This is a genomic window from Streptomyces sp. NPDC054047, assembly GCF_055585065.1.
In genome coordinates, this window is record NZ_JBVJKV010000010.1 from 115,870 (window position 1) to 138,048 (window position 22,179).

At 71.3% G+C, this 22,179-nt stretch carries 21 protein-coding genes; 13 read left to right on the forward strand and 8 right to left on the reverse strand.

The window, feature by feature from the left end; translation table 11 throughout:
• Nucleotides 1-96: 96 nt before the first annotated feature.
• On the forward strand, nt 97-1,023 hold the full coding sequence (locus ACZ6ZP_RS31150; RefSeq protein ID WP_351165232.1) for a proline dehydrogenase family protein: 927 nt from the start codon (nt 97-99) through the stop codon (nt 1,021-1,023).
• A 40-nt stretch (nt 1,024-1,063) separates the two neighbouring features.
• Entirely contained in the window at nt 1,064-2,695 is a 1,632-nt protein-coding gene (gene pruA / locus ACZ6ZP_RS31155; protein ID WP_351165234.1) for an L-glutamate gamma-semialdehyde dehydrogenase, read from the forward strand.
• Between the two features lie 238 nt (nt 2,696-2,933).
• On the opposite strand, the gene ACZ6ZP_RS31160 is transcribed toward pruA, so the two are convergent.
• Nucleotides 2,934-3,293 (reverse strand): MerR family transcriptional regulator, encoded by a 360-nt coding sequence (locus ACZ6ZP_RS31160; RefSeq protein WP_351165236.1) that lies wholly within the window; start codon nt 3,291-3,293, stop codon nt 2,934-2,936.
• A 70-nt stretch (nt 3,294-3,363) separates the two neighbouring features.
• Between ACZ6ZP_RS31160 and ACZ6ZP_RS31165 the strand changes: the two genes are divergently transcribed.
• Entirely contained in the window at nt 3,364-4,491 is a 1,128-nt protein-coding gene (locus ACZ6ZP_RS31165; protein WP_351165238.1) for an alkene reductase, read from the forward strand.
• Here the strand turns inward: ACZ6ZP_RS31165 and ACZ6ZP_RS31170 are convergent.
• Genes ACZ6ZP_RS31170 through ACZ6ZP_RS31185 form a run of 4 tightly spaced genes read right to left on the reverse strand, consistent with a single transcriptional unit; the run spans nt 4,470 to nt 7,900 of the window.
• Entirely contained in the window at nt 4,470-5,177 is a 708-nt protein-coding gene (locus ACZ6ZP_RS31170; protein ID WP_351165239.1) for a nitroreductase family protein, read from the reverse strand. The two genes, ACZ6ZP_RS31165 and ACZ6ZP_RS31170, sit on opposite strands and share 22 nt — an antisense overlap.
• 19 nt (nt 5,178-5,196) lie before the next feature.
• Complete coding sequence (locus tag ACZ6ZP_RS31175) at nt 5,197-6,432, reverse strand: lysophospholipid acyltransferase family protein (RefSeq protein WP_469409207.1); 1,236 nt, start codon at nt 6,430-6,432, stop codon at nt 5,197-5,199.
• Nucleotides 6,429-7,292: a phosphatidate cytidylyltransferase gene (locus tag ACZ6ZP_RS31180; RefSeq protein WP_469409209.1), complete on the reverse strand. Its 864-nt coding sequence runs from the start codon at nt 7,290-7,292 to the stop codon at nt 6,429-6,431. The genes ACZ6ZP_RS31175 and ACZ6ZP_RS31180 overlap by 4 nt, the downstream gene beginning before the upstream one ends.
• Nucleotides 7,289-7,900: a CDP-alcohol phosphatidyltransferase family protein gene (locus ACZ6ZP_RS31185; RefSeq protein ID WP_469409211.1), complete on the reverse strand. Its 612-nt coding sequence runs from the start codon at nt 7,898-7,900 to the stop codon at nt 7,289-7,291. The genes ACZ6ZP_RS31180 and ACZ6ZP_RS31185 overlap by 4 nt, the downstream gene beginning before the upstream one ends.
• On the opposite strand from ACZ6ZP_RS31185, the gene ACZ6ZP_RS31190 reads away from it, so the two are divergent.
• Nucleotides 7,899-8,504, forward strand: coding sequence for a GNAT family N-acetyltransferase (locus ACZ6ZP_RS31190; protein ID WP_399979640.1), 606 nt, complete (start codon nt 7,899-7,901; stop codon nt 8,502-8,504). The two genes, ACZ6ZP_RS31185 and ACZ6ZP_RS31190, sit on opposite strands and share 2 nt — an antisense overlap.
• Nucleotides 8,505-8,520: 16 nt before the next feature.
• On the opposite strand, the gene ACZ6ZP_RS31195 is transcribed toward ACZ6ZP_RS31190, so the two are convergent.
• On the reverse strand, nt 8,521-9,540 hold the full coding sequence (locus ACZ6ZP_RS31195) for an NADP-dependent oxidoreductase (RefSeq protein ID WP_351165249.1): 1,020 nt from the start codon (nt 9,538-9,540) through the stop codon (nt 8,521-8,523).
• 101 nt (nt 9,541-9,641) lie between these two features.
• On the opposite strand from ACZ6ZP_RS31195, the gene ACZ6ZP_RS31200 reads away from it, so the two are divergent.
• Nucleotides 9,642-10,625 (forward strand): LysR family transcriptional regulator, encoded by a 984-nt coding sequence (locus ACZ6ZP_RS31200; RefSeq protein ID WP_469409214.1) that lies wholly within the window; start codon nt 9,642-9,644, stop codon nt 10,623-10,625.
• 190 nt (nt 10,626-10,815) lie between these two features.
• Nucleotides 10,816-10,944: a hypothetical protein gene (locus tag ACZ6ZP_RS31205; RefSeq protein ID WP_351165253.1), complete on the forward strand. Its 129-nt coding sequence runs from the start codon at nt 10,816-10,818 to the stop codon at nt 10,942-10,944.
• 4 nt (nt 10,945-10,948) lie between these two features.
• Here ACZ6ZP_RS31205 and ACZ6ZP_RS31210 read toward each other — a convergent pair whose 3' ends face one another.
• On the reverse strand, nt 10,949-12,547 hold the full coding sequence (locus ACZ6ZP_RS31210) for a purple acid phosphatase family protein (RefSeq protein WP_366461485.1): 1,599 nt from the start codon (nt 12,545-12,547) through the stop codon (nt 10,949-10,951).
• Between the two features lie 151 nt (nt 12,548-12,698).
• On the opposite strand from ACZ6ZP_RS31210, the gene ACZ6ZP_RS31215 reads away from it, so the two are divergent.
• Both ACZ6ZP_RS31215 and ACZ6ZP_RS31220 read left to right on the forward strand, forming a co-directional pair.
• The gene (locus tag ACZ6ZP_RS31215; RefSeq protein ID WP_399979654.1) at nt 12,699-13,739 is read left to right on the forward strand and encodes a 3-isopropylmalate dehydrogenase; all 1,041 of its coding nucleotides are present in this window, start codon (nt 12,699-12,701) and stop codon (nt 13,737-13,739) included.
• Nucleotides 13,740-13,984: 245 nt separating this feature from the next.
• Nucleotides 13,985-15,082, forward strand: coding sequence for a branched-chain amino acid aminotransferase (locus ACZ6ZP_RS31220; RefSeq protein WP_351165259.1), 1,098 nt, complete (start codon nt 13,985-13,987; stop codon nt 15,080-15,082).
• 194 nt (nt 15,083-15,276) lie between these two features.
• Here ACZ6ZP_RS31220 and ACZ6ZP_RS31225 read toward each other — a convergent pair whose 3' ends face one another.
• Nucleotides 15,277-16,704, reverse strand: coding sequence for a cytosine permease (locus tag ACZ6ZP_RS31225; RefSeq protein ID WP_399979658.1), 1,428 nt, complete (start codon nt 16,702-16,704; stop codon nt 15,277-15,279).
• A 162-nt stretch (nt 16,705-16,866) separates the two neighbouring features.
• Between ACZ6ZP_RS31225 and ureA the strand changes: the two genes are divergently transcribed.
• The 5 genes from ureA to ACZ6ZP_RS31250 all read left to right on the forward strand — a co-directional run bounded on the left by ureA (nt 16,867) and on the right by ACZ6ZP_RS31250 (nt 22,176).
• Nucleotides 16,867-17,589, forward strand: coding sequence for an urease subunit gamma (ureA, locus tag ACZ6ZP_RS31230; protein WP_469409219.1), 723 nt, complete (start codon nt 16,867-16,869; stop codon nt 17,587-17,589).
• On the forward strand, nt 17,586-19,274 hold the full coding sequence (locus ACZ6ZP_RS31235) for an urease subunit alpha (RefSeq protein ID WP_366461480.1): 1,689 nt from the start codon (nt 17,586-17,588) through the stop codon (nt 19,272-19,274). Before ureA ends, ACZ6ZP_RS31235 begins: the two co-directional genes overlap by 4 nt.
• 44 nt (nt 19,275-19,318) lie before the next feature.
• Nucleotides 19,319-20,341, forward strand: coding sequence for an agmatine deiminase family protein (locus tag ACZ6ZP_RS31240; protein ID WP_361465409.1), 1,023 nt, complete (start codon nt 19,319-19,321; stop codon nt 20,339-20,341).
• Between the two features lie 88 nt (nt 20,342-20,429).
• Nucleotides 20,430-20,996: a TetR/AcrR family transcriptional regulator gene (locus ACZ6ZP_RS31245; RefSeq protein ID WP_469409348.1), complete on the forward strand. Its 567-nt coding sequence runs from the start codon at nt 20,430-20,432 to the stop codon at nt 20,994-20,996.
• A 121-nt stretch (nt 20,997-21,117) separates the two neighbouring features.
• Complete coding sequence (locus ACZ6ZP_RS31250) at nt 21,118-22,176, forward strand: TolB family protein (protein ID WP_469409350.1); 1,059 nt, start codon at nt 21,118-21,120, stop codon at nt 22,174-22,176.
• Nucleotides 22,177-22,179: the final 3 nt, after the last annotated feature.

The window sequence follows — 22,179 nt, forward strand, 5'->3', positions numbered from 1 at the left end:
GGAGGGATCCTTAAGTTTCACGGTGGTTCTCCGTGCCGTATCTGGTCGTTACGCATATCCAGGTACGGCCCCGTTCTACTCTCCGTGGAGGTGCCCGTGCTGGGTCCCGTGATCCTCGCCGCGTCGCGCAGCGACCAGATGCGCCGTTTCGTCTCGGCGGCCCCGGGCACCAAGCAGGTCGTGGCCCGCTTCATCGCCGGTGAGACGGTGGACCAGGTCGTGCCGATCATCACGGATGCCGCCGACAAGGGCCTCGAGGTCACCCTCGACGTCGTCGGCGAGGACATCACCACGCCCGAGCAGGCCGCCGCCGCGCGCGACGCCTACCTGGAGCTCGTCGAGCGCCTCAAGGACCTGGGCCTGGGCACCAAGGCCGAGATGTCCATCAAGCTCTCGATGTTCGGCCAGGCGCTGGAGGGCGGCCACGAGCTCGCCCTCGCCAACGTCCGCCCGGTCGTCATTGCCGCCGCCGCGATCGGCACCACGGTCACCCTGGACGCCGAGGACCACACCACCCTCGACTCGATGTTCGCCATCCACGAGGAGCTGCGGAAGGACTTCCCGCAGACCGGCTGCGTCATCCAGTCCTACCTCTTCCGCACCGAGGACGACGCCCGCCGCCTGGCCGCCGCCGGCAGCCGCGTACGCATCGTGAAGGGCGCCTACAAGGAGCCCGCCGAGGTCGCGTACCAGGACAAGGCGGAGATCGACAAGGCGTACGTCCGCATCATGCGCATCCTGATGGAGGGCGACGGGTACCCGATGATCGGGTCCCACGACCCGCGACTGATCTCCATCGCCCAGGAACTCGGACGCCGTGCCGGGCGCAAACTGGACGAGTACGAGTTCCAGATGCTGTACGGCATCCGCAGCGACGAGCACCTGCGGCTCGCGGCCGAGGGCCACCGGATGCGCGTGTACACCGCCTACGGCACCGACTGGTACGGATATTTCATGCGCCGCCTCGCGGAGAAGCCGGCCAACCTGCTCTTCTTCGCCCGCTCCATCCTCACCAAGGGCTGAGCTCCCTTTCCCCGACCCCTCTTAAGGAGATACGGAACTCATGGACGCTGTGACCCAGGTCCCCGCGCCGGTCAACGAGCCGGTGCACGGCTACGCACCCGGTTCGCCGGAGCGTGCCCGCCTCGAGACCAAGCTCAAGGAACTCTCCGAGAACCCCATCGAGCTGCCGATGACCATCGGCGGCGTCAAGCGCCTCGGTGGCGGTGAGCCCTTCAAGGTCGTGCAGCCGCACAACCACCAGGCCGTCATCGGCAACGGCCGCGGCGCCACCCAGCAGGACGCCCAGGACGCGATCGACGCCGCCCTCGCCGCCGCCCCGGCGTGGCGCGCGATGTCCTTCGACGACCGCGCGGCGATCATCCTGCGCGCCGCCGAGCTGCTCTCCACGACGTGGCGCGAGACGCTCGCCGCGTCCACGATGCTCGGCCAGTCGAAGACCGCGCAGCAGGCCGAGATCGACACTCCCTGTGAGCTCATCGACTTCTGGCGCTTCAACGTCAAGTACGCCCGCGACCTGCTCGCCGAGCAGCCCCCGGCGAACTCGACCGGCGTCTGGAACCGCCTGGACCACCGCCCGCTCGAGGGCTTCGTCTACGCGATCACGCCGTTCAACTTCACCGCGATCGCCGGCAACCTGCCGACCGCCCCGGCCCTCATGGGCAACGTGGTCGTGTGGAAGCCGTCCCCGACGCAGACGCACGCCGCCGTGCTGCTCATGCAGCTCCTGGAGGAGGCGGGCCTGCCCAAGGGCGTCATCAACCTGGTGACCGGCGACGGCATCGCCGTCTCCGAGGTGGCCCTGACCCACCGCGACCTGGCGGGCATCCACTTCACCGGCTCGACCCCGACCTTCCAGCACCTGTGGAAGACGGTCGGCGAGAACATCGCCAACTACCGCACGTACCCCCGCCTGGTCGGCGAGACCGGCGGCAAGGACTTCGTCGTCGCGCACCCGTCCGCGGACCGCGCCGTCCTGAAGACCGCGCTGACCCGCGGTTCCTTCGAGTTCCAGGGCCAGAAGTGCAGCGCGTCGTCGCGTGCGTACGTCCCCGCCTCGATCTGGAACGACGGCTTCAAGGAGGAGTTCGCGGCCGAGGTCGACGGCATCAAGATGGGTGACGTCACCGATCTGTCCAACTTCATCGGCGCCGTCATCGACGAGCGCGCGTTCGCCAAGAACAAGGCGGCCATCGACCGCGCGGCGGCCGACCCGACCTGCACGATCGTCGCGGGCGGCACGTACGACGACTCGGTGGGCTACTTCGTCCGTCCGACCGTCGTCGAGTGCTCGGACCCGGCCAACGAGGTCTTCACGACCGAGTACTTCGGCCCGTTCCTCGCGATCCACGTCTACGAGGACGACAAGTACGAGGAGATGCTGACCCAGATGGAGTCGGCGTCGGACTACGCGCTGACCGGTTCGGTCATCGCGGGTGACCGTGCGGCGGCCGCCCACACGATGGAGAAGCTCCGCTACGCGGCGGGCAACTTCTACATCAACGACAAGTCGACCGGCGCCGTCGTGGGGCAGCAGCCCTTCGGTGGTGGGCGTGCCTCCGGCACGAACGACAAGGCGGGTGCTCCGCAGAACCTTCAGCGGTGGACGCTGACGCGAGCCATCAAGGAGACGCTGGTTCCGCCGACGGAGTACGGCTACCCGCACATGGGCTAAGGCCTACGGGGCCTTCGCGCCCCCCTTTGAACTCCGCCTCCGACCTGGGCCCCACCCCGGTCGGGGGCGGTGTTATTTCTCCCCGGCGGGTTCCTCTGGCCGAACAGCCTCTCCCGCCCACCCGCCCGAAACCCCGCGTCCGCTCCTCGACGAACAAGCCCTTCCCGTCCACCCGCCCGATTGCCCCGCAGCGACAAGGGATGGGTGGGCCGGGGGCGGGAGAGCGCGGTCCACCCGCTCAGCTCCCCGCAGCCGCCGAGATCACCTCGTCCAGGACCTCCCGCGCCCGCAGCAGTTCCTCCACCATGCCGTCGATCCTGGCCCGTTCCACCGACAGCTCCTCCACCAGCCACGGCGTCGCCTTCTCCGAAGGGCCGCCGTCCTGGTCCCGCATGCACGGCAGCAGCTGCACGATCTTCGAGCTGCACAGGCCCGCCGCGAACAGCTCCTGGATGTGGACGACCCGGTCCACCGCCGACTCCGGGTAGTCGCGGTGGCCGCCCGCCGTGCGGTCCGCGTACAGCAGGCCCTGCTTCTCGTAGTAGCGAAGGGACCGCTCACTCACAGCGGTACGCTTCGCCAGCTCGCCGATCCTCATACTCCGCGTACCTCCGCACTCGAATGTGGCACTTGAATCTGACACCGGTGTCAGCTTCTACCGTTCCGGCATGACGAACATCAAGCTCCTCACACCGTATTCCGCACCCACCGCCCATGGCCTGCGTCTGCCCAATCGCATCGTCATGGCCCCCATGAGCCGCCACCGCGCCACCGAGGACGGCACCCCGCTCCCCGTGGTCGCCGACCACTACGCCCAGCGCGCGAGCGCCGGTCTCATCGTCACCGAGGGGATCTGGCCCAGCAGCCGGGGCCAGAGCGGCTGGCGCTTCCCCGGCCTGGAGACGCCCGCGCACATCGAGGGCTGGCGGCGGGTCACCGAGGCCGTGCACGCCGCCGGCGGCCGGATCTACGCACAGCTGATGCACGGAGGCCGGCACGGGCACCCGCTGTCCCGGATCGACGAGGACGTGCCCGCGGCGCCGTCCGCCGTGCTCGTCGACCCGAAGCGCGTCCACGTGCGCGACGGCGCCAAGGCCGACCCGGTCACCCCGCGCGAGATGAGCCTGGACGACATCCGCACGGCGGTCCAGGACTTCGCGGACGCCGCCCGCAACGCCATCGCCGCGGGCTTCGACGGCGTCGAACTGCACGGCGCCAACAGCTACTTGATCCACCAGTTCCTCGCCGACAACTCCAACCTCCGCACCGACGCGTACGGCCGCGGCTCGATCGCCGACAACATCCGCTTCGCCGTCGAGGTCGTACGCGCCGTCGCCGACGCCATCGGTGCCGAGCGCCTGGGCCTGCGCCTCTCGCCGGGCAACCCGCAGTTCGGGATGGCGGAGGCCGACCCGGGCCCGGTCTACCGCGCCCTGCTCGACGAGATCGACGGCCTGGGCCTCGCCTACCTCCACCTCACCGACAACGACAGCTACCCGGCCCTCACCGACCTGCGTCCCCACTGGCACGGCACTCTCATCGGCAACGTAGGCGAGAACGGCGACCCGACCACCCGTGAGGCGGGCGAGGCGGTCCTGGCCGAGGGCCTCGCGGACCTCGTCTCGTACGGGCGGGCGTTCATCTCCAACCCCGACCTGCCGGAGCGGTTCGCGCTGAACGCCCCGCTCCAGGAGATCGACCCGGCGCACCTCTACACGCACGGAGCGCAGGGCTACACCGACTACCCGGCCCTCGACCGGGTCCTCGTGTCCGCTCAGACCTCCACGAGCACCTGATCCAGCGATTTGCGCACGAGATCGGGGACCTGGCAGTCGGGCGCCGGATAGCCCACGGGGATCACCGCGAACGCCTTCTCGTTCTCGGGACGGCCGAGCACCTGCGACAGGAACCGCATCGGGCTCGGCGTGTGGATCAGTGCGGCGAGGCCCGACAGATGCAGCGCGGACAGCAGCATCCCCACCGCGATGCCGACCGACTCGTCCACGTAGTAGTGCTTGTGCTTGGTGCCGTCGTCGCCCAGCCAGTAGCGCTGCTGGAAGACGACGACGAGCGCGGGCGCGTCCGTCAGATGCGGCTTCACCTCGTCCGTGCCGAGCGGACGCAGGGCCGCGAGCCACTCCTCGCCGAGCCGCCCGTCATACGAGACGCGCTCCTCGTGCTCGGCGGCCTCGCGGATGCGGCGGCGTACGTCCGGGTCCTGGACGAGGACGAACGTCCACGGCTGCTGGTGCGCGCCGGACGGCGCCGTCGCCGCGCACGCGATGGCGTCCCGCACGACCTGCGGGGGCACCGGGTCGGGGGCGAACTGCCGCACCGTGCGCCGCTGCTGCATCCGCGTCCGCAACTCGGCGGCGTGCGCGAGGGATTCGGACGCGGGCATGCGATCGGGGCGGTAGGGAACGGAACGGTAGGGCTCGCCGTGGATGGGGGTCCAGGGCCGTTCTGCGGTCTCGTCAGCCATGCTCACGAGTGTGCCCCGGTCAGCTCCATCCCGTCACGATCAATGAGAGCCCGATCGTGAATCCGCCACCCAGCAAGGCCAGATACGGTCCGTAGAACCGCCGCAGCCGATGCGCGAGGAACCCGAAGGCCCCGAAGGCGAGGCCCACCGTGAGGGTGCGGGAGCCGCGGGAGAGAGCCGACTGGGCCAGCCAGTCCTGCGGTGCGATGTCGGCGAGGCCCGCCTCGCGTGCGTAGACCTTGAAGGGGACGCCGTTCCAGGGCTGGTGGCGGACGGCCGCCGCGCCCTCGACGGCGAGTTCCTCATGCACTTCGGCGCGCATCCGGTCCGTGGTCAGGGGATGCGGCAACTGCACGCCGGACGCGGCCAGTTGGAGCGCGAGCAGGCCGCCCGCCAGGCTTCCCGCGAGGGCGGTGAGGGAGAGCTTCAGGGCGCGGCGCGGTACCGCCACGCAGGCGATCGCCAGGAACAGTTCCGGCATCAGGGGCCAGCTCAGCGCCTCGGCGAGGGCCCAGAGGAAAGCTGCCGCGAGACCCCAGCGGGAGCTGACGACGGCCGCGATCCGTTTGCGGGCGGCGGAGTCCTTGAGGGGTTCCCGCGCCGTACGCCGATGAAGCTCGGCCACCGCCTCACGCGCCTCCTCCGGTGTGGTGTCCGGGGGCAGCGGGGCTCCGATGCGCACCCTCACCAGGGCGGGGCGCAGCTTGCCGTGCTTGGGCAGGAGGCGTGCGGTGCCGTCGATGGAGACCGGGACGACGGGTACGTCCGCCTGCCGGGCGAGAACCAGCGCGCCCTTGTGGAAGGCGCCGAGCTCGCCCTCCCGTGCGCGGGTGCCCTCGGGGAAGAGGACGACGGCTCCGCCCGCGCGCAGGGCGTCCGCCCTGGACAGCAGGTCGTCCATGCCGCCTCCGGTGCGGCGCACGGGGAAGCCCGCGGCCAGCCGGCTGCAGATGCGGCTGCGCCGGCGGGAGGCGAACCAGTAGTCGGCGGCGGCGCCGATCGCGGGCGCGTGGCCGGCGTCGAGCGCCGCGAGGAGGGCGGCGGTGTCCGCGTGGGAGGAGTGGTTCGCCACGACCACACAGCCGCCGCGCGGGAGTTGGCCGCGCCGCTCGACACCGCCGGTGAGGGTCAGCAGGGTCCACCAGAGGGCGCGGCGGAGACGGGCGGCGCCGCGCCTCGGGCGCCGTCGGTCACCGGCTCCGCCGGGTTCGTCCTCAAGCGCCGGACGGGCTGGATACGGCGTACGGACCCTCACAGCGTCACCACCATCGTCAGCAACAGCGCGACCAGCAGCGAATCGATCCGGTCGAGGAGACCGCCGAATCCCGGCAGCCAGCTCCCCGCGTCCTTCACGCCCGCCTCGCGCTTGACCATCGACTCCAGAAGATCCCCGAGCACGCAGCCGAGGAGCACCGCGGCCCACAGCACGGGGGAGAACGCGCCGACCGCGGCCAGCGCGGCGGCGGTCGCGACGGCGGCGCCCGCGACGCCCGCCCAGGTCTTGCTGGGGGAGAGGGGCGAGAGCGGCCGGGACAGGAGTCCCCCGCGGCCCAGCGCCGTACCCCCGCACCACGCCCCCACGTCCCCGAACGCCACCGCGACGCCCACCGCCACGGCCGTGTCGCCAAGGAGCACGAGCCCGCTCAGCGACACGGGAATCCACAGGAGCCCGAAGACCGTCCGGCTCGCCCGCGTGAAGCCCTGCGCGGCGTCCCCGGAGAAGAGGGCCACACCGGCGGCTGCGATCAGGAGCGCGCCCGCCGTCCGCAGATCAAGGGCGCCGGGCGCGGCCCCCGCGGTGCCCGGCACCGCCACGGCGGCCACCCCCAGCACCGCGCGCTCGCCCCGCGGCAGCCCCGCCATCCGCGCGTACTCGCCCACGGCGACGACCCCGAGCCCGGCCGCGAGCGCGAACGCCCCCGCCCGGCCCAGGAAGAACGCCCCGAGGAAGAGCGGCGCCGCCAGCGCCCAGGTCCGCCACCGCTTGCGCAGCTCGGCCCGCATCCGCACCCGCGAGGGCAGCGCGGCCACGGCCACCCCACCGGCACCGAGCACTCCGGCGACCACGGGCAGGGCCCGCCCCGCGACCTCCCCGGCGACGAACGCGGTGCTCATCGCTGGTCCCGCACATCACCGGCGGCCGGAGCCGAAGGCCCCAACTCCCGCCACAGGCGCGCCCATCGCACCCCCGCCGTCAGCACCGAACCCGCGGCGATCACCACCAGCACCGCGGCGGCCCACCCGGAGGCCGCCGCGAGGACCACGAGGGCGCAGCGCTCGGTCTTGCCGACCGGGCCGCCGTTCAGGCGGGGCGCGCCCGCCGCGGCGCCCGCGAGCGACACCCACGAGGGCAGCGTCGCCGCGAGGCCCGCCGTCGCCACCAGCCACAGCGGGGCCAGCGTCAGGAAGCCCGCAAGCACGGCCAGATCGGCGGCCCGGTCACCCAGTTCGTTCACGAGCGCGCCGCGACGCGTCGTGCGGCCCGTGTCGCGGGCCAGCGCCCCGTCGAGGTTCGCGAAGGCGAGCCGGGCGGCGAGCAGCACGGCCACGGGGAGCGCGGCGAACGGCACCGGCAGCCAGGCGAGTGCCGCCGCCGCGCCCGCCGCGCAGAGCACACCCGCCACGGTGAGGGTGTCGGGCGACACCTCGCGGCGGGCGAGAGCGCCGCGTACGCCGGACAACCGGTCCGCGTACCAGGGCTTGAGAGCGTAGAGGCCGTTCATGGCACCGACTCTGCCGCCGTCCGGACACCGGCAAATCGGCGTGCGTACTCATATACGGCCTGAGTACGGTGGAGAGGTGACCACGCTGCGTACGGCCCATACCTGCGATCTCGACCCCAGCGAACTGCGCGCCGCCCGCGCCCTGATGGACGAGGCGTTCGACGGGGACTTCAGCGACCAGGACTGGGACCACGGTCTCGGCGGCGTGCACGCCCTCGTGCACGACGACTCCGGTCTCCTCCTCGCGCACGGCTCCGTGGTCCAGCGCCGGATCCTGCACGACGGCCGTTCGCTGCGCATCGGATACGTCGAAGCGGTCGCCGTCCGCCCCGACCGGCAGCGGCAGGGCCTCGGCGGCCAGGTGATGGGCGCCCTGGAGCGGGTGATCGACCGGGCGTACGCACTGGGGGCGCTCTCGGCGTCGGACGAGGGGGAGCGGCTCTACATCGGGCGCGGCTGGCAGGAGTGGAAGGGCGCGGTCGGCACCCTCGGCCCCGAGGGCGTGGTCCACATGCCGGACGAGGAACCCCCGCTCCTGTGGGGCGGCGACCTCGACCCGGAGCACGAACTGCTCATCGACTGGCGCGACGGGGACATCTTCTGACGGCTTCCGGCTGCTTCTAGCCGCCGAGGGCGGCCGTGGCCTCCGAGGACGACCGCACGATGATCTTGCCCAGGTTCTCGCCCCGCAGCATCCCCAGGAACGCGTCCACGATGGAGCCGAAGCCGTCGACCACGGTCTCGTCGAGCCCGATGCGACCGCTCTGCAGATGCGGCACCACGAACGCGTTCAACTCCTCTTGCAGATCACGGTGGTTGCGTACGTGGAAGCCCTCCATGCGCAGGCTCTTCTCGACGATGTCGGGGAGGTTGCGCAGGGTGTACGGCGCGCCCGTGCTGTTGTACTCGGCGATCGTGCCGATGCGTACGATCCGCCCGAACTCGCGCAGCGAGGAGATCGCGGCTTCGAGGGGCTCGCCGCCGACGTTGTCCATGTAGAGGTCGATCCCGTCGGGCGCCGCCTTCGCGAGCAGCTCGGCCGTCGGGCCCGTGTGGTAGTCGAAGACCTCGTCGTAGCCGACGTGTTCCGTCAGGTACGCCGCCTTCGCCGCCGTACCCGCGCTGCCGACCAGCCGCCCCGCGCCCATGAGCCGGGCGAGCCGCCCGGTGGCCGTGCCCACGCCGCCGGCCGCGGCGGAGACGAACAGGTCCTGCCCCTCGCGGAGTTCGGCGATGCGGGTGAGGCCGGCGTAGGCGGTCAGGCCGGTGCCGCCGAGGATGCTCAGGTGCGCGGAGAGCGGTACGCCGTCGAAGCGGGGGACGGCGCGTGCCTCGTCGGGGGTGACGACGGAGTGGGTGCGCCAGCCCTGCCGGTGGAAGACGATCTCGCCCTCGGGGAGCGCGGGGTCGCGGGACTCCACGACGCGGCCGATGGAGCGGCCCTCCAGCGGGGCGTTCAGCGCGAACTCCCCGTCCATCATTTCGCGGTGGTAGGGGTCCACCGACCAGTACAGGTTCTCCACCAGGGCCGTGCCCGGGGCGGGTTCGGGCCGTGCGGACTCCACGAAGGCGAAGTGCTCGGGGGTGGGGAAGCCGTGGGGGCGGGCGGTCTGGTGCACGGTCAGTGCGGTCTCGGTCATGGCGGTGACCGTACGGAGGAATGCGGGGGCCGGGGAGAGGGTTGCGCTCATGGAACGCCCCGACCCATGAAGAGCCCTCATAGAAGCAGGTGGGACCCACGATGGACACAGCCGCGAAGGCCGCAGCCACCACCGCGTCCGCCACCTCTCCGTCCGCCGCCACCGCGTTCGCCGCCTCCGCGTCCGCCGCCACCGACCTCGCGCCCCACGAACTCCGCATCCTCGTCGCCGTCGACGCCGAGCGCGGGTTCTCGGCGGCGGCCAAGGTCCTCGGGCTCACGCAGTCCGCGGTCTCGCACTCCATCCGCGGGACGGAACGCAAGGTCGGGGCGGTGCTCTTCGAGCGGGGCCGCAAGGGCGCGACGCCGACCGCGGCCGGGGCCGCCGCCGCTGCCCACGCCCGGCGCGTCCTGCGGCTCCTGGACGCCCTGGCCGCCGAGGCCCGCGGCGCCGAGCGGGGCACGGTCGCGGGGCCGCTGCGCATCGCCGCCTTCCGCAGCGTGGCCCTGTATCTGCTGCCGCCCGTCCTGGAGCGCCTCACCGCCCGCCATCCCGGCATCGAGCCGGAGGTGCGCGTGGTCCGTGAGCTGGGGGCGGGCACGGCGGGCGAGGTCGCCGAGGGGCGTGCGGACGTGGGCATCGCGACGATCGGGTCGACCTCGCCGGTGCCCGCGGGGCTCATCGGCGACGTACTGATCGAGGAGCCCTACTCGCTGGTGCACCCGGCGGGCCACCCCGACCCGCGCTCCCTGCCGCTGGTGGACTGGCACGAGAACTGCGGGTCCTACACCCGGGCCTGGTGGGCCGGGCAGGACTGGATCCCGAGGGCGACCGTGCTGACCGAGGACGACGGAGCGGTGCTCTCGATGGTGAGCAGGGGTCTCGGCATGGCGATCATGCCCGCGCTCTCGCTGAACGGAGCACCGGACGGAATCGAGATCACCGATCTCGGTCCGGAGCGCCCGTCACGTTCGGTGGGCTACGTCACCACGCCTGAGCTGGCCACCACTGTCGCCGTCCGCGCCCTGATCCGCGAGCTCAGGGCCGCCAAAGGAGGGGCCGGGAGTGAGGCCCGTCTCAGATAGTAGGAAGTCCGAGTAATTGTGGAGACAGACGCTCCGTCCTCGCTTAGCTTTGTAGGAGCCGAACGTCTCGCTCGACCAAGCGAATGGCGGTCGTGAGCCGGAGCCCCACGCAGGCAACCCCTGCCGCTCCTGTGCTCCCCGCCCCTCCGGCGTCTCGAAATCACCCCTTCCCTCAAGGAATGGATCTCTCATGGCCGAGACGACCGCACGCCGAGTCCGCCACACCTCCCGCAAGTCCGATTCCGAGCGCAAGAACGCCGCAGCGGCCCTGCAGCGCGCCCTCGACCGCAGGGACAACGGCGGCGAGACGGGGCACTGAGTCCCTACTTGCCGCGCACCACCTCGAAGTGGTCCACGCGCTCTCCGCTCTCGGCGAGCGCGGAGACCGTCAGCTTCGGGTGCGCACCGGCCGTCACCTCCACCGCGAGGAACGAGAAGCCGGTGTACCGCACCCGTGACCACTCCACGGTGTCCGGCGCGGGATGGCGCGACTTCGTCCAGTGGAACGTCCGGACCGACTCCCGGTCCTCGACGTTCCCCTCGAAGCTGTCCTTCACCCCGGCCGGAAAGCCGTAGAGGTCCTTGCCCGCGCCGCCCGCGGTGACGTACACGATGCCGTCGCGCGTCGGATCGGTCGACGCGCCGACCGGCACGGGCTTGCCGACCTCGCCGCCCTTGATCGCGTCGGTGCGTTCGTAGACGTGGTTGTGGCCGTTGACGACCAGGTCCACCTGGTGCTTGGCGAAGAGCGCCAGCCACGCGTCGCGCACCCCGCCGTCCGAGGCGTGCGTCGACGTCGAGTACATGCAGTGGTGGAAGAAGACCACCACGAAGTCGACGGTCCCGTCCGCCCGCAGCTCGCCCAGGCGCTTGTCCAGCCAGGCGGTCTGCTTGCCGTCCGTGTAGCCCTTGTTGGCGGGGATCTCGTACGAGACGTCGTTCGCGTCGAGCGCGACGACGCCGACGTTGCCGTACGTGAAGGAGTAGACCCCCGGGGCGTTCTTCGGGTCGAAGCCGTTCTCCGGCAGCGACCAGCGCGCGGACTGGCCGCCGTAGCCGTTCGGTGAGTACCACGCCTCCATGTCGTGGTTGCCGGTCGTCACCATCCACGGGACGGACTTCGCCACGGACTCGGTCTGTGCGAGGAACGTGTCCCACACGCGTGCGTCGTACGTGTCGGACTCCTTGCCGTGCCCGGTGGTGTCCGCGTAGCAGATGTCGCCCGCGTGCAGGTGGAAGGACGGGTTCTGGCCCAGGATCAACTGGTCGTTGGCGAGCGCGTCGTAGCTCACGCCCTGGTCGCCGAAGGCCGTGAAGACGAACCTCTCCGGTGTCGCGGGCGCCGTGCGGAAGGAGCCGATCGTCGCCATCCGCTCGGGCGACGCCGGGTCGAAGCCCTCGTGGCCGACGCCGTAGTAGTACGTCGTGCCGGGCCGCAGACCGTCCAAGGCCGCGTGCAGGTAGTACTGCTCGACCGCGGGCAGCTTCTTCGACAGGGACGGGGTGTGCAGGTCGCGTACCTCCGCCTCGATCTTCCGGCTCAGCTCCCAGGGCTTCGGCCCCACCCGCAGATAGGGGGACTTGACCGCGAACGGAACCTGCCATGACACCCGCATCTGCGTCTTCGGGTCGGCCCCGAAGGCGAGATGCCGGGCGAAGGGCGCCACCAGCTTGCCGTCGACCTTGACCGGCCCGACGGGCGCGGACGGCGAGGCGAGCGGGCTCGACGGCGACGCGTCCTCGCCGTGGGCGCTGCCCGAGCTGCCGGCGAGCAGGCCGATGCCGCCGACCGTCCCCGCGGCGGCGAACGAACTGGCCAGGACCCTGCGGCGGGAGAACTTACCGCGCAGGTACTCGTGCTGCTCCGGCATGCTCATCCTGGCCGCGAGCTGCTCCGGTATGCCGACGTCGGGAGTGTCCATGGGAGGAGAACTTCCCAGTGGTCCCCAACTCGCGCCAGGCCTGAGGGTGAAGAGGGGGTGGCCATGTGATGGCGCACCGGTTGCGTGACCAGGGGTGTCCGCATGCCGGACTCCGTGTGTCATCCCGTGGGACGGAGCGTAGGCTGCCGTCATGTCTCGCAGCATCAATCTCGCAGTGATCCCCGGTGATGGAATCGGCCAGGAAGTCGTGGCCCAGGGGCTCAAGGTCCTCAATGCCGTCCTCCCGCAGGATGTGAAGCTGGAGACCAAGGAGTTCGACTTCGGAGCCAAGCGCTACCACGCGACCGGTGAGACCCTCACCGACGCCGACGTCGACGCCCTCAAGCAGTACGACGCGATCCTCCTCGGCGCGATCGGCGACCCCTCGGTCCCGTCCGGCGTCCTGGAGCGCGGTTTCCTGCTGAAGCTCCGCTTCCTCTTCGACCACCACGTCAACCTGCGGCCCTCGAAGCTGCTCCCGGGTGTCTCGACCCCGCTCAAGGGCGAGCCCGAGATCGACTTCATCGTCGTACGCGAAGGAACCGAGGGCCCCTACACGGGCAACGGCGGCTCGATCCGCACCGGTACCCCGCACGAGGTCGCCACCGAGGTCTCCGTCAACACCGCCTTCGGTGTGGAGCGCGTGGTCCGTGACGCGTTCGCCCGCGCCCAGGCCCGCCCGCGCAAGAAGCTGACGCTGGTCCACAAGAACAACGTCCTGGCGTACGCCGGTCACCTCTGGACGAACGTCTTCAACGAGGTGGCGAAGGAGTTCCCCGACGTCACCACCGACTACATCCACGTCGACGCCGCGACGATCTACCTCGTCACCGACCCCGGCCGCTTCGACGTGATCGTCACCGACAACCTCTTCGGCGACATCATCACCGACCTTGCCGCGGCCGTCTCCGGCGGCATCGGCGTCGCGGCCTCGGGCAACATCAACCCGAGCCGCGAGTTCCCCTCGATGTTCGAGCCCGTGCACGGCTCGGCGCCGGACATCGCGGGCCAGGGCAAGGCCGACCCGTCGGCCACCGTCCTGTCCGTCGCGCTGCTCCTGCGCCACCTCGGCCACGAGGACGAGGCGGCGCGCATCGAGACCGCCGTCTCCGCCGACCTCGCGGAGCGCGGTGACACCGTCCGCACCACCGAGCAGATCGGCGACGCGCTCGCCGTACGAGTAGCGGGCTGACCCGGTAGCTCACCGTTTTCACACAGAAGCCGCCGGGTCGGATTGACCACCCGGCGGCTTCTCGTATGCGGCTCCGGGTGCCACCATCGACCCCTGGGCCGCATTCACGCTGTTTCTTCCTCGGCGCCACGCGAGCGATAATCGAACGTGGGGCCGCGGAATGCAGGGTTACTCGGACGTCCTAGTACGAGACGTACAGGCGTGAGCGCGGTCCGTCACCATCACACCGTGAAGGACTAGTACTCATGACGACGACGCCGACACCCACGATCGAGCTCAAGCCCACCTCGAGCCCGCTGTCCCGGGCGGAGCGCGAGGCGATCCTGGCCAACCCCGGGTTCGGTCGCCACTTCACCGATCACATGGTGACGATCAAGTGGACGGAGGGGCGCGGCTGGCACGACGGTCAGCTCGTGCCGTACGGCCCCCTCTCCCTCGACCCGGCGACCAACGTCCTGCACTACGCGCAGGAGATCTTCGAGGGCCTGAAGGCCTACCGCCAGCCCGACGGCACGGTGGCCTCCTTCCGCCCCGAGGCCAACGCGGAGCGCTTCCAGCGGTCCGCGCGGCGGCTCGCGATGCCGGAGCTGCCGGTCGAGACGTTCATCGAGGCGTGCGACGCGCTGGTGAAGCAGGACAAGGCGTGGGTGCCGGCGCACGGTGGCGAGGAGTCGCTGTACCTGCGCCCGTTCATGATCGCGACCGAGGTCGGCCTCGGCGTGAAGCCGGCCAACGAGTACCTCTTCATCGTCATCGCGTCGCCCGCGGGCGCGTACTTCCCCGGTGGCGTCAAGCCCGTCTCGATCTGGCTGTCGGAGGACCGCGTGCGGGCGGTGCCGGGCGGTGTGGGCGACGCCAAGACCGGCGGCAACTACGCGGCGTCCCTGCTGGCCCAGGCCGAGGCGGCGGCGATGGGCTGCGACCAGGTCGCGTACCTGGACGCGGTGGAGCACAAGTGGGTCGAGGAGCTCGGCGGCATGAACCTGTACTTCGTGTACGGGGACAAGATCGTCACGCCGACGCTGACGGGCTCGTTGCTGGCCGGCATCACCCGGGACTCGCTCCTGACGGTCGCCCGCGACCTCGGCTACGAGTCGGAGGAGTCGCGGGTCTCGATCGACCAGTGGCAGGCGGACACGTCCGAGGGCACGCTGACGGAGGTCTTCGCCTGCGGCACGGCGGCGGTGATCACTCCCGTGGGTACGGTGAAGTGCCGCTCGGGCGAGTGGACGCAGAGCGGCGGCGAGCCGGGCCCGGTGACGATGAAGCTGCGCGAGGCGCTGCTCGATGTCCAGCGGGGCACGGCGAAGGACCGGCACGGCTGGATGCATGACCTCGGCTGAGGGCTTATCCGAGTACGCGGACGGAGGCCGGGCCCGGAAGTAGACCTTCCGGGACCGGCCTTTGCGGTGTCCGGGGCGGGTCGCTGCGTCTGGGGTGCGACAGCACACGCGCGACGGGCTGTTGCGGTGCGTACGGGAGTTGATCGACCGTTCCTGCGGTGGCGTCATCGTCAAGCGGTACCTGCACGAGCTGATCACGGCACCTGCGCGCTGACCGGTGACGCGCTCTCCGCGGGGGCGGGCGCCTGTCCGCGGTCCATGATCACGTACGTCAGGCCGCCCACCAGGCCCGACAGCAGGAAGCTGCAGTCCACCCCTCCTGTCAGGGAGAGCAGCGGCCCTTCGTAGGAGGGGAGCGAGACCGCGGCCAGGCCCACCGCCGCGCCGAGCGCCCAGCTCACCGCCGCCGGGATGTTCCAGCCCCCGCGGTACCAGTAGATCCCGCCCCTGGAACGGCGGTTGAAGACCTGGAGCGCCTCCGCGTCGTAGACGCCCCCGCAGCGCGCGAAGCCGATCAGGGTGATCACCGCCCACGGTGTGCCGATCGCCGTGAGCAGGAGCACGAAGGACGTCATCGCGTCCTGCGCCTCCCACGCGAAGTGGCCCACGAACACGCACCCCGTGGCCACCACCGCCACCGTGTACGTCGCCCGCGCCCGCGACGCGCGCGGCAGGATCGCGTCCAGGTCCAGGCCCATCGAGTACAGCATCAGGCCCGCGTTGCCCACCGAGCCCGCCGAGGCGGCCAGGAGCAGCGGGACCAAGTACCAGGTGGGGGAGGCGGAGACCAGCGGGCCCGCGTAGTCGAGCGCCGCCCCCGCCGCGTACGCCGTGAACGTACCGAAGAGTTGGGGCAGCAGAAGTCCGGCCAGGAGGCCGACCCATGACGCGTGCAGTACCGTGCGCGAGCTGTGGCGCGTGGGGGAGACGTAGCGCGTGTAGTCGCCCAGGAGCGTGATGAACGCGATCGGGCCGCTCAGGCCCGCCGCCACCAGGGCGAGCAGCCACGTCGGCCAGAAGGAGCCGAGGAGGTAGCCGCCTGCGTCGGGCAGGGCCGACGTGGTGAAGTCGGGGGCGTACGCCACCGTCCCGAGGATCAGCAGCGCCGTCATGCCCACCGCGAGCACGCGCGACAGGCGCAGCAGGACCCGGTAGCCGTACACCGCGCCCGTCACCGTGGCGGCGGCGAGCAGCGCGTACACGATCCCGTACGAGAGGCCGCTCGACGGGAGCCCCGTCAGGCGGTGCAGGACGCCCACCATCACGTCGCCGCCGATCCAGATGGTCAGCGCGGTGTAGCCGAGCGACAGCAGGAGGCCGACGATCGAGCCGATCAGGCGGCCCCGCACGCCGAACTGCGCCCCGGAGGAGGTGGAGAGGTTCGTGCCCGTGCGGAGGGAGACCAGGGCGAGGGGTGCCGTGAGGGCCGTGCCCAGGACCGTGCCCGCCACCACGGACGTGACGGACGCCCACCACCCGAGGCCGAACGACACCGGCAGCCAGCCGAAGACGATCACCCCGAGGCAGAGGTTGGAGCCGAGCAGGATCGAGATGAGGTCGCGGGGGCCGCTGGTGCGTTCCCCGTCCGGGATGGTGTCGACTCCGCGCTGTTCTATCGGCATGAGGGTGCCCCTGACGCTCGATCGTGGCGGCCTGCGCACACAGGCCGCCGTTCGACTGTTTGAGTGCCGCTCAATGTGACCTGAGTCCTGCTCGCACGTCAATGTTTTCGTCATGCCGATGTCGTGGTTAGAGTGGTGTTCAAACGATGGAGGTGTGGTGGCGTGCGGCTTACCCCCACGGAACGCGACCGGCTGCTGCTCTTCGGGGCGGCCGAGCTGGCCAGGGCCCGCAAGGCGCGCGGCCTCAGACTCAACGTCCCCGAGGCGACCGCGCTGATCGCGGACACGGTGTGCGAGGCGGCCCGCGACGGCGTCCGGCTCGCCGAGGCGATCGAGCGGGCGCGCTCGGTCCTCGGGCCCGACGACGTCCTGCCGGGCGTCGCGGACGTGGTGACCGAGGTGCATGTGGAGGCCGTCTTCGACGACGGGTCCCGGCTCGCCGTCGTCTCCCGGCCGATCGGGGCGGGGATGGGCAGCGAGGCGCCGGGGGCGCTGCTGCCCGGCCCGGAGCACGCGGAGCTCGCGCCCGTCGTGACGCTCACCGTGCACAACACCGCCACGGTGCCCGTCTCCGTCACCTCGCACTTCCACCTCTTCGAGGCCAACCCCCGGCTCGACTTCGACCGCTCGGCCGCGTACGGCATGCGGCTCGCGGTCCCCGCCGGGTCCTCCGTCCGCTTCGGCCCCGGCGAGAGCGTCGAGGTCGGGCTCGTGCCGATCGGCGGCGAGCGCGTCGCGATCGGCTTCGCCGGCCTGGTGGACGGCGCGCTGGATGCGCCCGGCGCCAAGGAAGAGGCCCTGCGCAGGGCCGTGGCGTGCGGCTATCTGGGAGCCGACCGACATCTGGGAGCCGACCGAGCAGTAGACGGAGGAGCCGACCGATGAGCATCGATCCGTACGCGTACGCCGCCACCCATGGGCCCCGCGCGGGCGACCGCGTCAGGCTCGGCGACTCCGGGCTGACCGTCCGGGTGGAGTCGGATTCGCAGCGGTACGGCGAGGAGTTCCTCGCCGGGTTCGGCAAGACGGCCCGCGACGGGCTGCACCTGAAGGCCGCCGCCGTGCGGGAGACCTGTGACGTCGTGATCAGCAATGTGCTGGTCATCGACGCCGTGCAGGGCATCCGCAAGGTGTCCATCGGGATCAGGGAAGGCCGCATCCACGCCATAGGGCGGGCCGGTAACCCCGACACCCTGGACGGGGTCGACGTCGTGGTCGGCACCGGCACGTCCATCGTGTCGGGCGAGGGGCTCATCGCCACCGCCGGATCCGTGGACACCCACGTCCATCTGCTCTCGCCGCGCATCATGGAGGCCTCGCTGGCCTCCGGCGTCACCACGATCATCGGCCAGGAGTTCGGGCCCGTGTGGGGCGTCGGGGTCAACTCGCCCTGGGCGCTGAAGCACGCGTTCAACGCCTTCGACGCCTGGCCCGTCAACATCGGCTTCCTGGGGCGCGGTTCGTCCTCGCACGACGCACCGCTCATCGAAGCGCTCGCCGAGGGCGGGGCGTCGGGCTTCAAGGTGCACGAGGACATGGGCGCGCATACGCGCGCACTCGACACCGCGTTGCGGGTGGCCGAGGAGCACGACGTCCAAGTCGCCCTGCACAGCGACGGGTTGAACGAGTGTCTGTCCGTCGAGGACACGCTGAAGGTGCTGGAAGGGCGGACCATCCACGCCTTCCACATCGAGGGATGCGGTGGCGGGCACGTGCCGAACGTCCTGAAGATGGCGGGCGTGCCGAACGTGATCGGCTCCTCCACCAATCCGACGCTGCCGTTCGGCCGGGACGCCGTCGCCGAGCACTACGGGATGATCGTCTCGGTCCACGACCTGAAGACCGATCTGCCCGGTGACGCCGCCATGGCCCGCGACCGCATCCGCGCCGGGACCATGGGCGCCGAGGACGTGCTGCACGACCTGGGTGCCATCGGCATCACCTCGTCCGACGCGCAGGGCATGGGGCGCGCGGGGGAGACCGTACGCAGGACCTTCGCGATGGCCGGGAAGATGAAGGCCGAGCTGGGCCCGATGGACGGGGACGGCGCGGACGACGACAACGCGCGCGTCCTGCGCTACATGGCCAAGCTGACCATCAACCCCGCCATCGCCCACGGCCTGGCCCACGAGGTCGGCTCCATCGAGGTCGGCAAGATGGCCGACATCGTGCTCTGGAAGCCCGAATACTTCGGCGCCAAACCGCAGTTGGTGCTCAAGTCCGGCTTCCCCGCCTACGGAGTGGTGGGCGACCCGAACGCCGCGACCGACACCTGCGAGCCGCTCGTCCTGGGCCCACAGTTCGGGGCGTACGGCGCGACGCCCGCCGACATCTCGGTGGCCTTCGTCGCGCAGGCCGCCGTCGACCAGGGCAACGACCGGATGCCGACCCGGCGGCGCCGGGTCGCCGTGCGGGGCACCCGTGGCATCGGCCCCGCCGACCTGCGGCTCAACTCCCGCACCGGCTCCATCGACGTCGACCAGCGCTCCGGCCTGGTCACGCTCGACGGCGACCCCGTCCGCTCCGAGCCGGCCGACTCCGTCTCGCTCAACCGCCTCTACTTCCTGTAGCCCGTCCCGCAGTCCTTCCCATAGTCCTTGCCGTAGGGATCACCATGACCTTCCACATGCCCGCCGAGTGGGCCCCGCACGAGCGCACCTGGATGGCCTGGCCGGGCCCCAACCCGACGTTCACGAACGAGCGCGAGCTCGCCGAGGCGCGGGCCGCCTGGGCCGGTGTCGCCCGTGCCGTACGCCGCTTCGAACCCGTCACGATGGTCGTCGGGACCGGCCAGAGCGAGTCGGCCCGCGCGCTCCTGGGCCCCGACATCGAGCTGGTCGAGCGCGATCTGGACGACGCGTGGATGCGTGACATCGGCCCCACCTTCGTACGCGATGGCCAGCAACTCGCCGCCGTGGACTGGACGTTCAACGGCTGGGGCGGCCAGGACTGGGCCCGCTGGGAGCACGACGCGAAGATCGCCCGGCACGTCGCCGACCTGGCCGAGGTGCCCGTCCACTCCTCGCCCCTCGTGAACGAAGGCGGCGGCATCCACGTCGACGGCGAGGGCACGGTCCTGCTGACCGACACGGTCCAGCTCGACCCGGGGCGCAATCCGGGCCTGACCCGCGAGCAGGCCGAGGAGGCGATCCACGCCCGCATCGGCACGCGCAAGGCGATCTGGCTGCCGCGCGGCCTGGCCGGTGACTATGGACAGTTCGGCACCCGGGGGCACGTCGACATCGTCGCCGCGTTCGCCGCCCCCGGTGTCGTCCTCGTCCACTCGCAGCAGGACCCCGCCCACCCGGACTTCGAGATCAGCAAGGAGATCATCGGGGTCCTCCAGGGGCAGACCGACGCCCGTGGCCGCACCCTGCAGATCGTCGAGGTGCCCGCGCCGACCGTCCTCACCGACGACGAGGGCTGGGTCGACTACTCCTACATCAACCACTACCTCTGCAACGGCGGCGTCGTCCTGTGCGCCTTCGACGACCCGCGCGACGAGATCGCGGCGGGCATCTTCCGCCGGCTCTTCCCGGAGCGGACCGTGACGCTCGTGGACGCCCGTACGATCTTTGCCGGGGGTGGTGGCATCCACTGCATCACCCAGCAGCAGCCGAAGATCCCCAAGATCTAGCGTCAGACGAGTCACCGCAGGAGTCCCCGTGGCCCAGGCCGCCCGCCGGAAGAACGCACCACCGCGCGAGGACGTGCTTGCCGCTGCCATGGAGATGATCGCCGAGCGCGGCCTGGAGAAGCTGACCATGGCCGCGCTCGGCCGCGAGGTCGGCATGAGCAGCGGCCACCTCCTCTACTACTTCCGCACCAAGGACGAGCTGCTCCTGCGCACCCTGGAGTGGAGCGAGTCAGCCCTCGGCGCCGAGCGCGGCCGGCTGCTGGCGCGGCGGGGCACGGCCCGCGAGCGGCTCGACGCGTACGTCGACCTGTACGTCCCCGACGGCCCCGGCGACCCCCACTGGACGCTCTGGCTCGAGGTCTGGAACCGCTCCCTGAACGCCGACGAGGACGAGCGCGACCGGCAGGTCGCCATCGAGAGCGCCTGGCACCGCGACCTGGTGGCGCTGCTCGCCGAAGGCGTCTCGCGCGGCGAGTTCGGCGCCCTGGACCCCGACCGGTTCGCGGCGCGGCTGCGGGCGCTGCTCGACGGGTTCTCCATCCACGTGGCGATCGGCCTGCGCGGCACGGGACGTGACCAAATCCTCGCTCACGTACGGGAGTTCCTGGACGGAGCACTCGCCTTTGGCGGGCAGGACCCCGACGGCCGCGTCTAGGTTGTACGCGTTCCTGCGGATTGTGCGTCTCTTGGCGGTGCGCTTGTATCCGGGTGGGCCTTCGGTGTCGGGCCGGGGGTGACGACAGGTTTTGGGGGAAGCCATGTCCACTGCTAGACGTGTGTCCTTGAGCGCCTTGCTGGCCGCGGCGCTCGGCACCACCGTGTTACCGGCCGCGGCGCAGGCCGCGCCGCACGAGCCGCGGGCGCCGAAGGTGGAGCGCGTGAGCGTCGCGGCGGACGGGACCGAGGGGGACGGCCCGTCGAGGACCGCGTCCATCACGGGCGACGGCCGGTACGTCGCGTTCTGGAGCGACGCGGAGAGCCTGACGCCCGACCCCTATCAGGGGCCGTACGACTACGGGCACGTACGCGACCTGAAGACCGGCGACGTCACCCGGATCAAGAACTCCATGGGCGCCCCCTCCATCAGCGACGACGGGCGGTACGCGGCGCACACCGGCTGGGGCAGCCACGGCATCAACGTCTTCCTCACCGACCTGAGCACGGGGCAGATCAAGCAGATCGACGGCAGGGGATTCAAGTACAGCGCGTCGTCCCCCGACATCAGCGCGGACGGTCGCTACATCGCCTACGACCTCCAGCCGCAGCATCCCGGGGACCCCCAGCGGGTCGAGGTCTACGACCGCGAGACCGGCACCCGAGAGGTCGTCAGCGACGGACCGCCGGACTCGGCCCGCGACATGGTGGACCCCTCCATCAGCGCCGACGGCCGCTACGTCGCCTACGAGGACAAGGGCACCACCCAGATCTGGCTCCGCGACCGCACCACCGGCGGCCTCACCCGGATCGACGACGGCACCCCGTCCACGCTGGTGCAGGTCAGCGGCAACGGCCGCACGGTGGCGATGAACGGCGCGAACGGCGCCTACGTACGGGACCTGCGCACCGGGAAGGTCCAGCACTTCGCGCAGGGCAGGGCGCAGGCGCTCAGCCCGGACGGCCGTCGGTTCGTGTACGGGGTCCACGGCGACGGGAGGTCGGACATCCGCCTTCGCCACCTGCCCAGCGGCCACGAGACGACGATCGGCCAGGGCGGGGCATCGCCGGGGGCGATCGCCGGCAAGGGGCGCGGCATCGTCTACTCCTCGGAGGACCCGGACATCGTGCCGGGCGACACGAACGGCGACTCCGACGTCTTCGTACGCCACACCCACTGACCG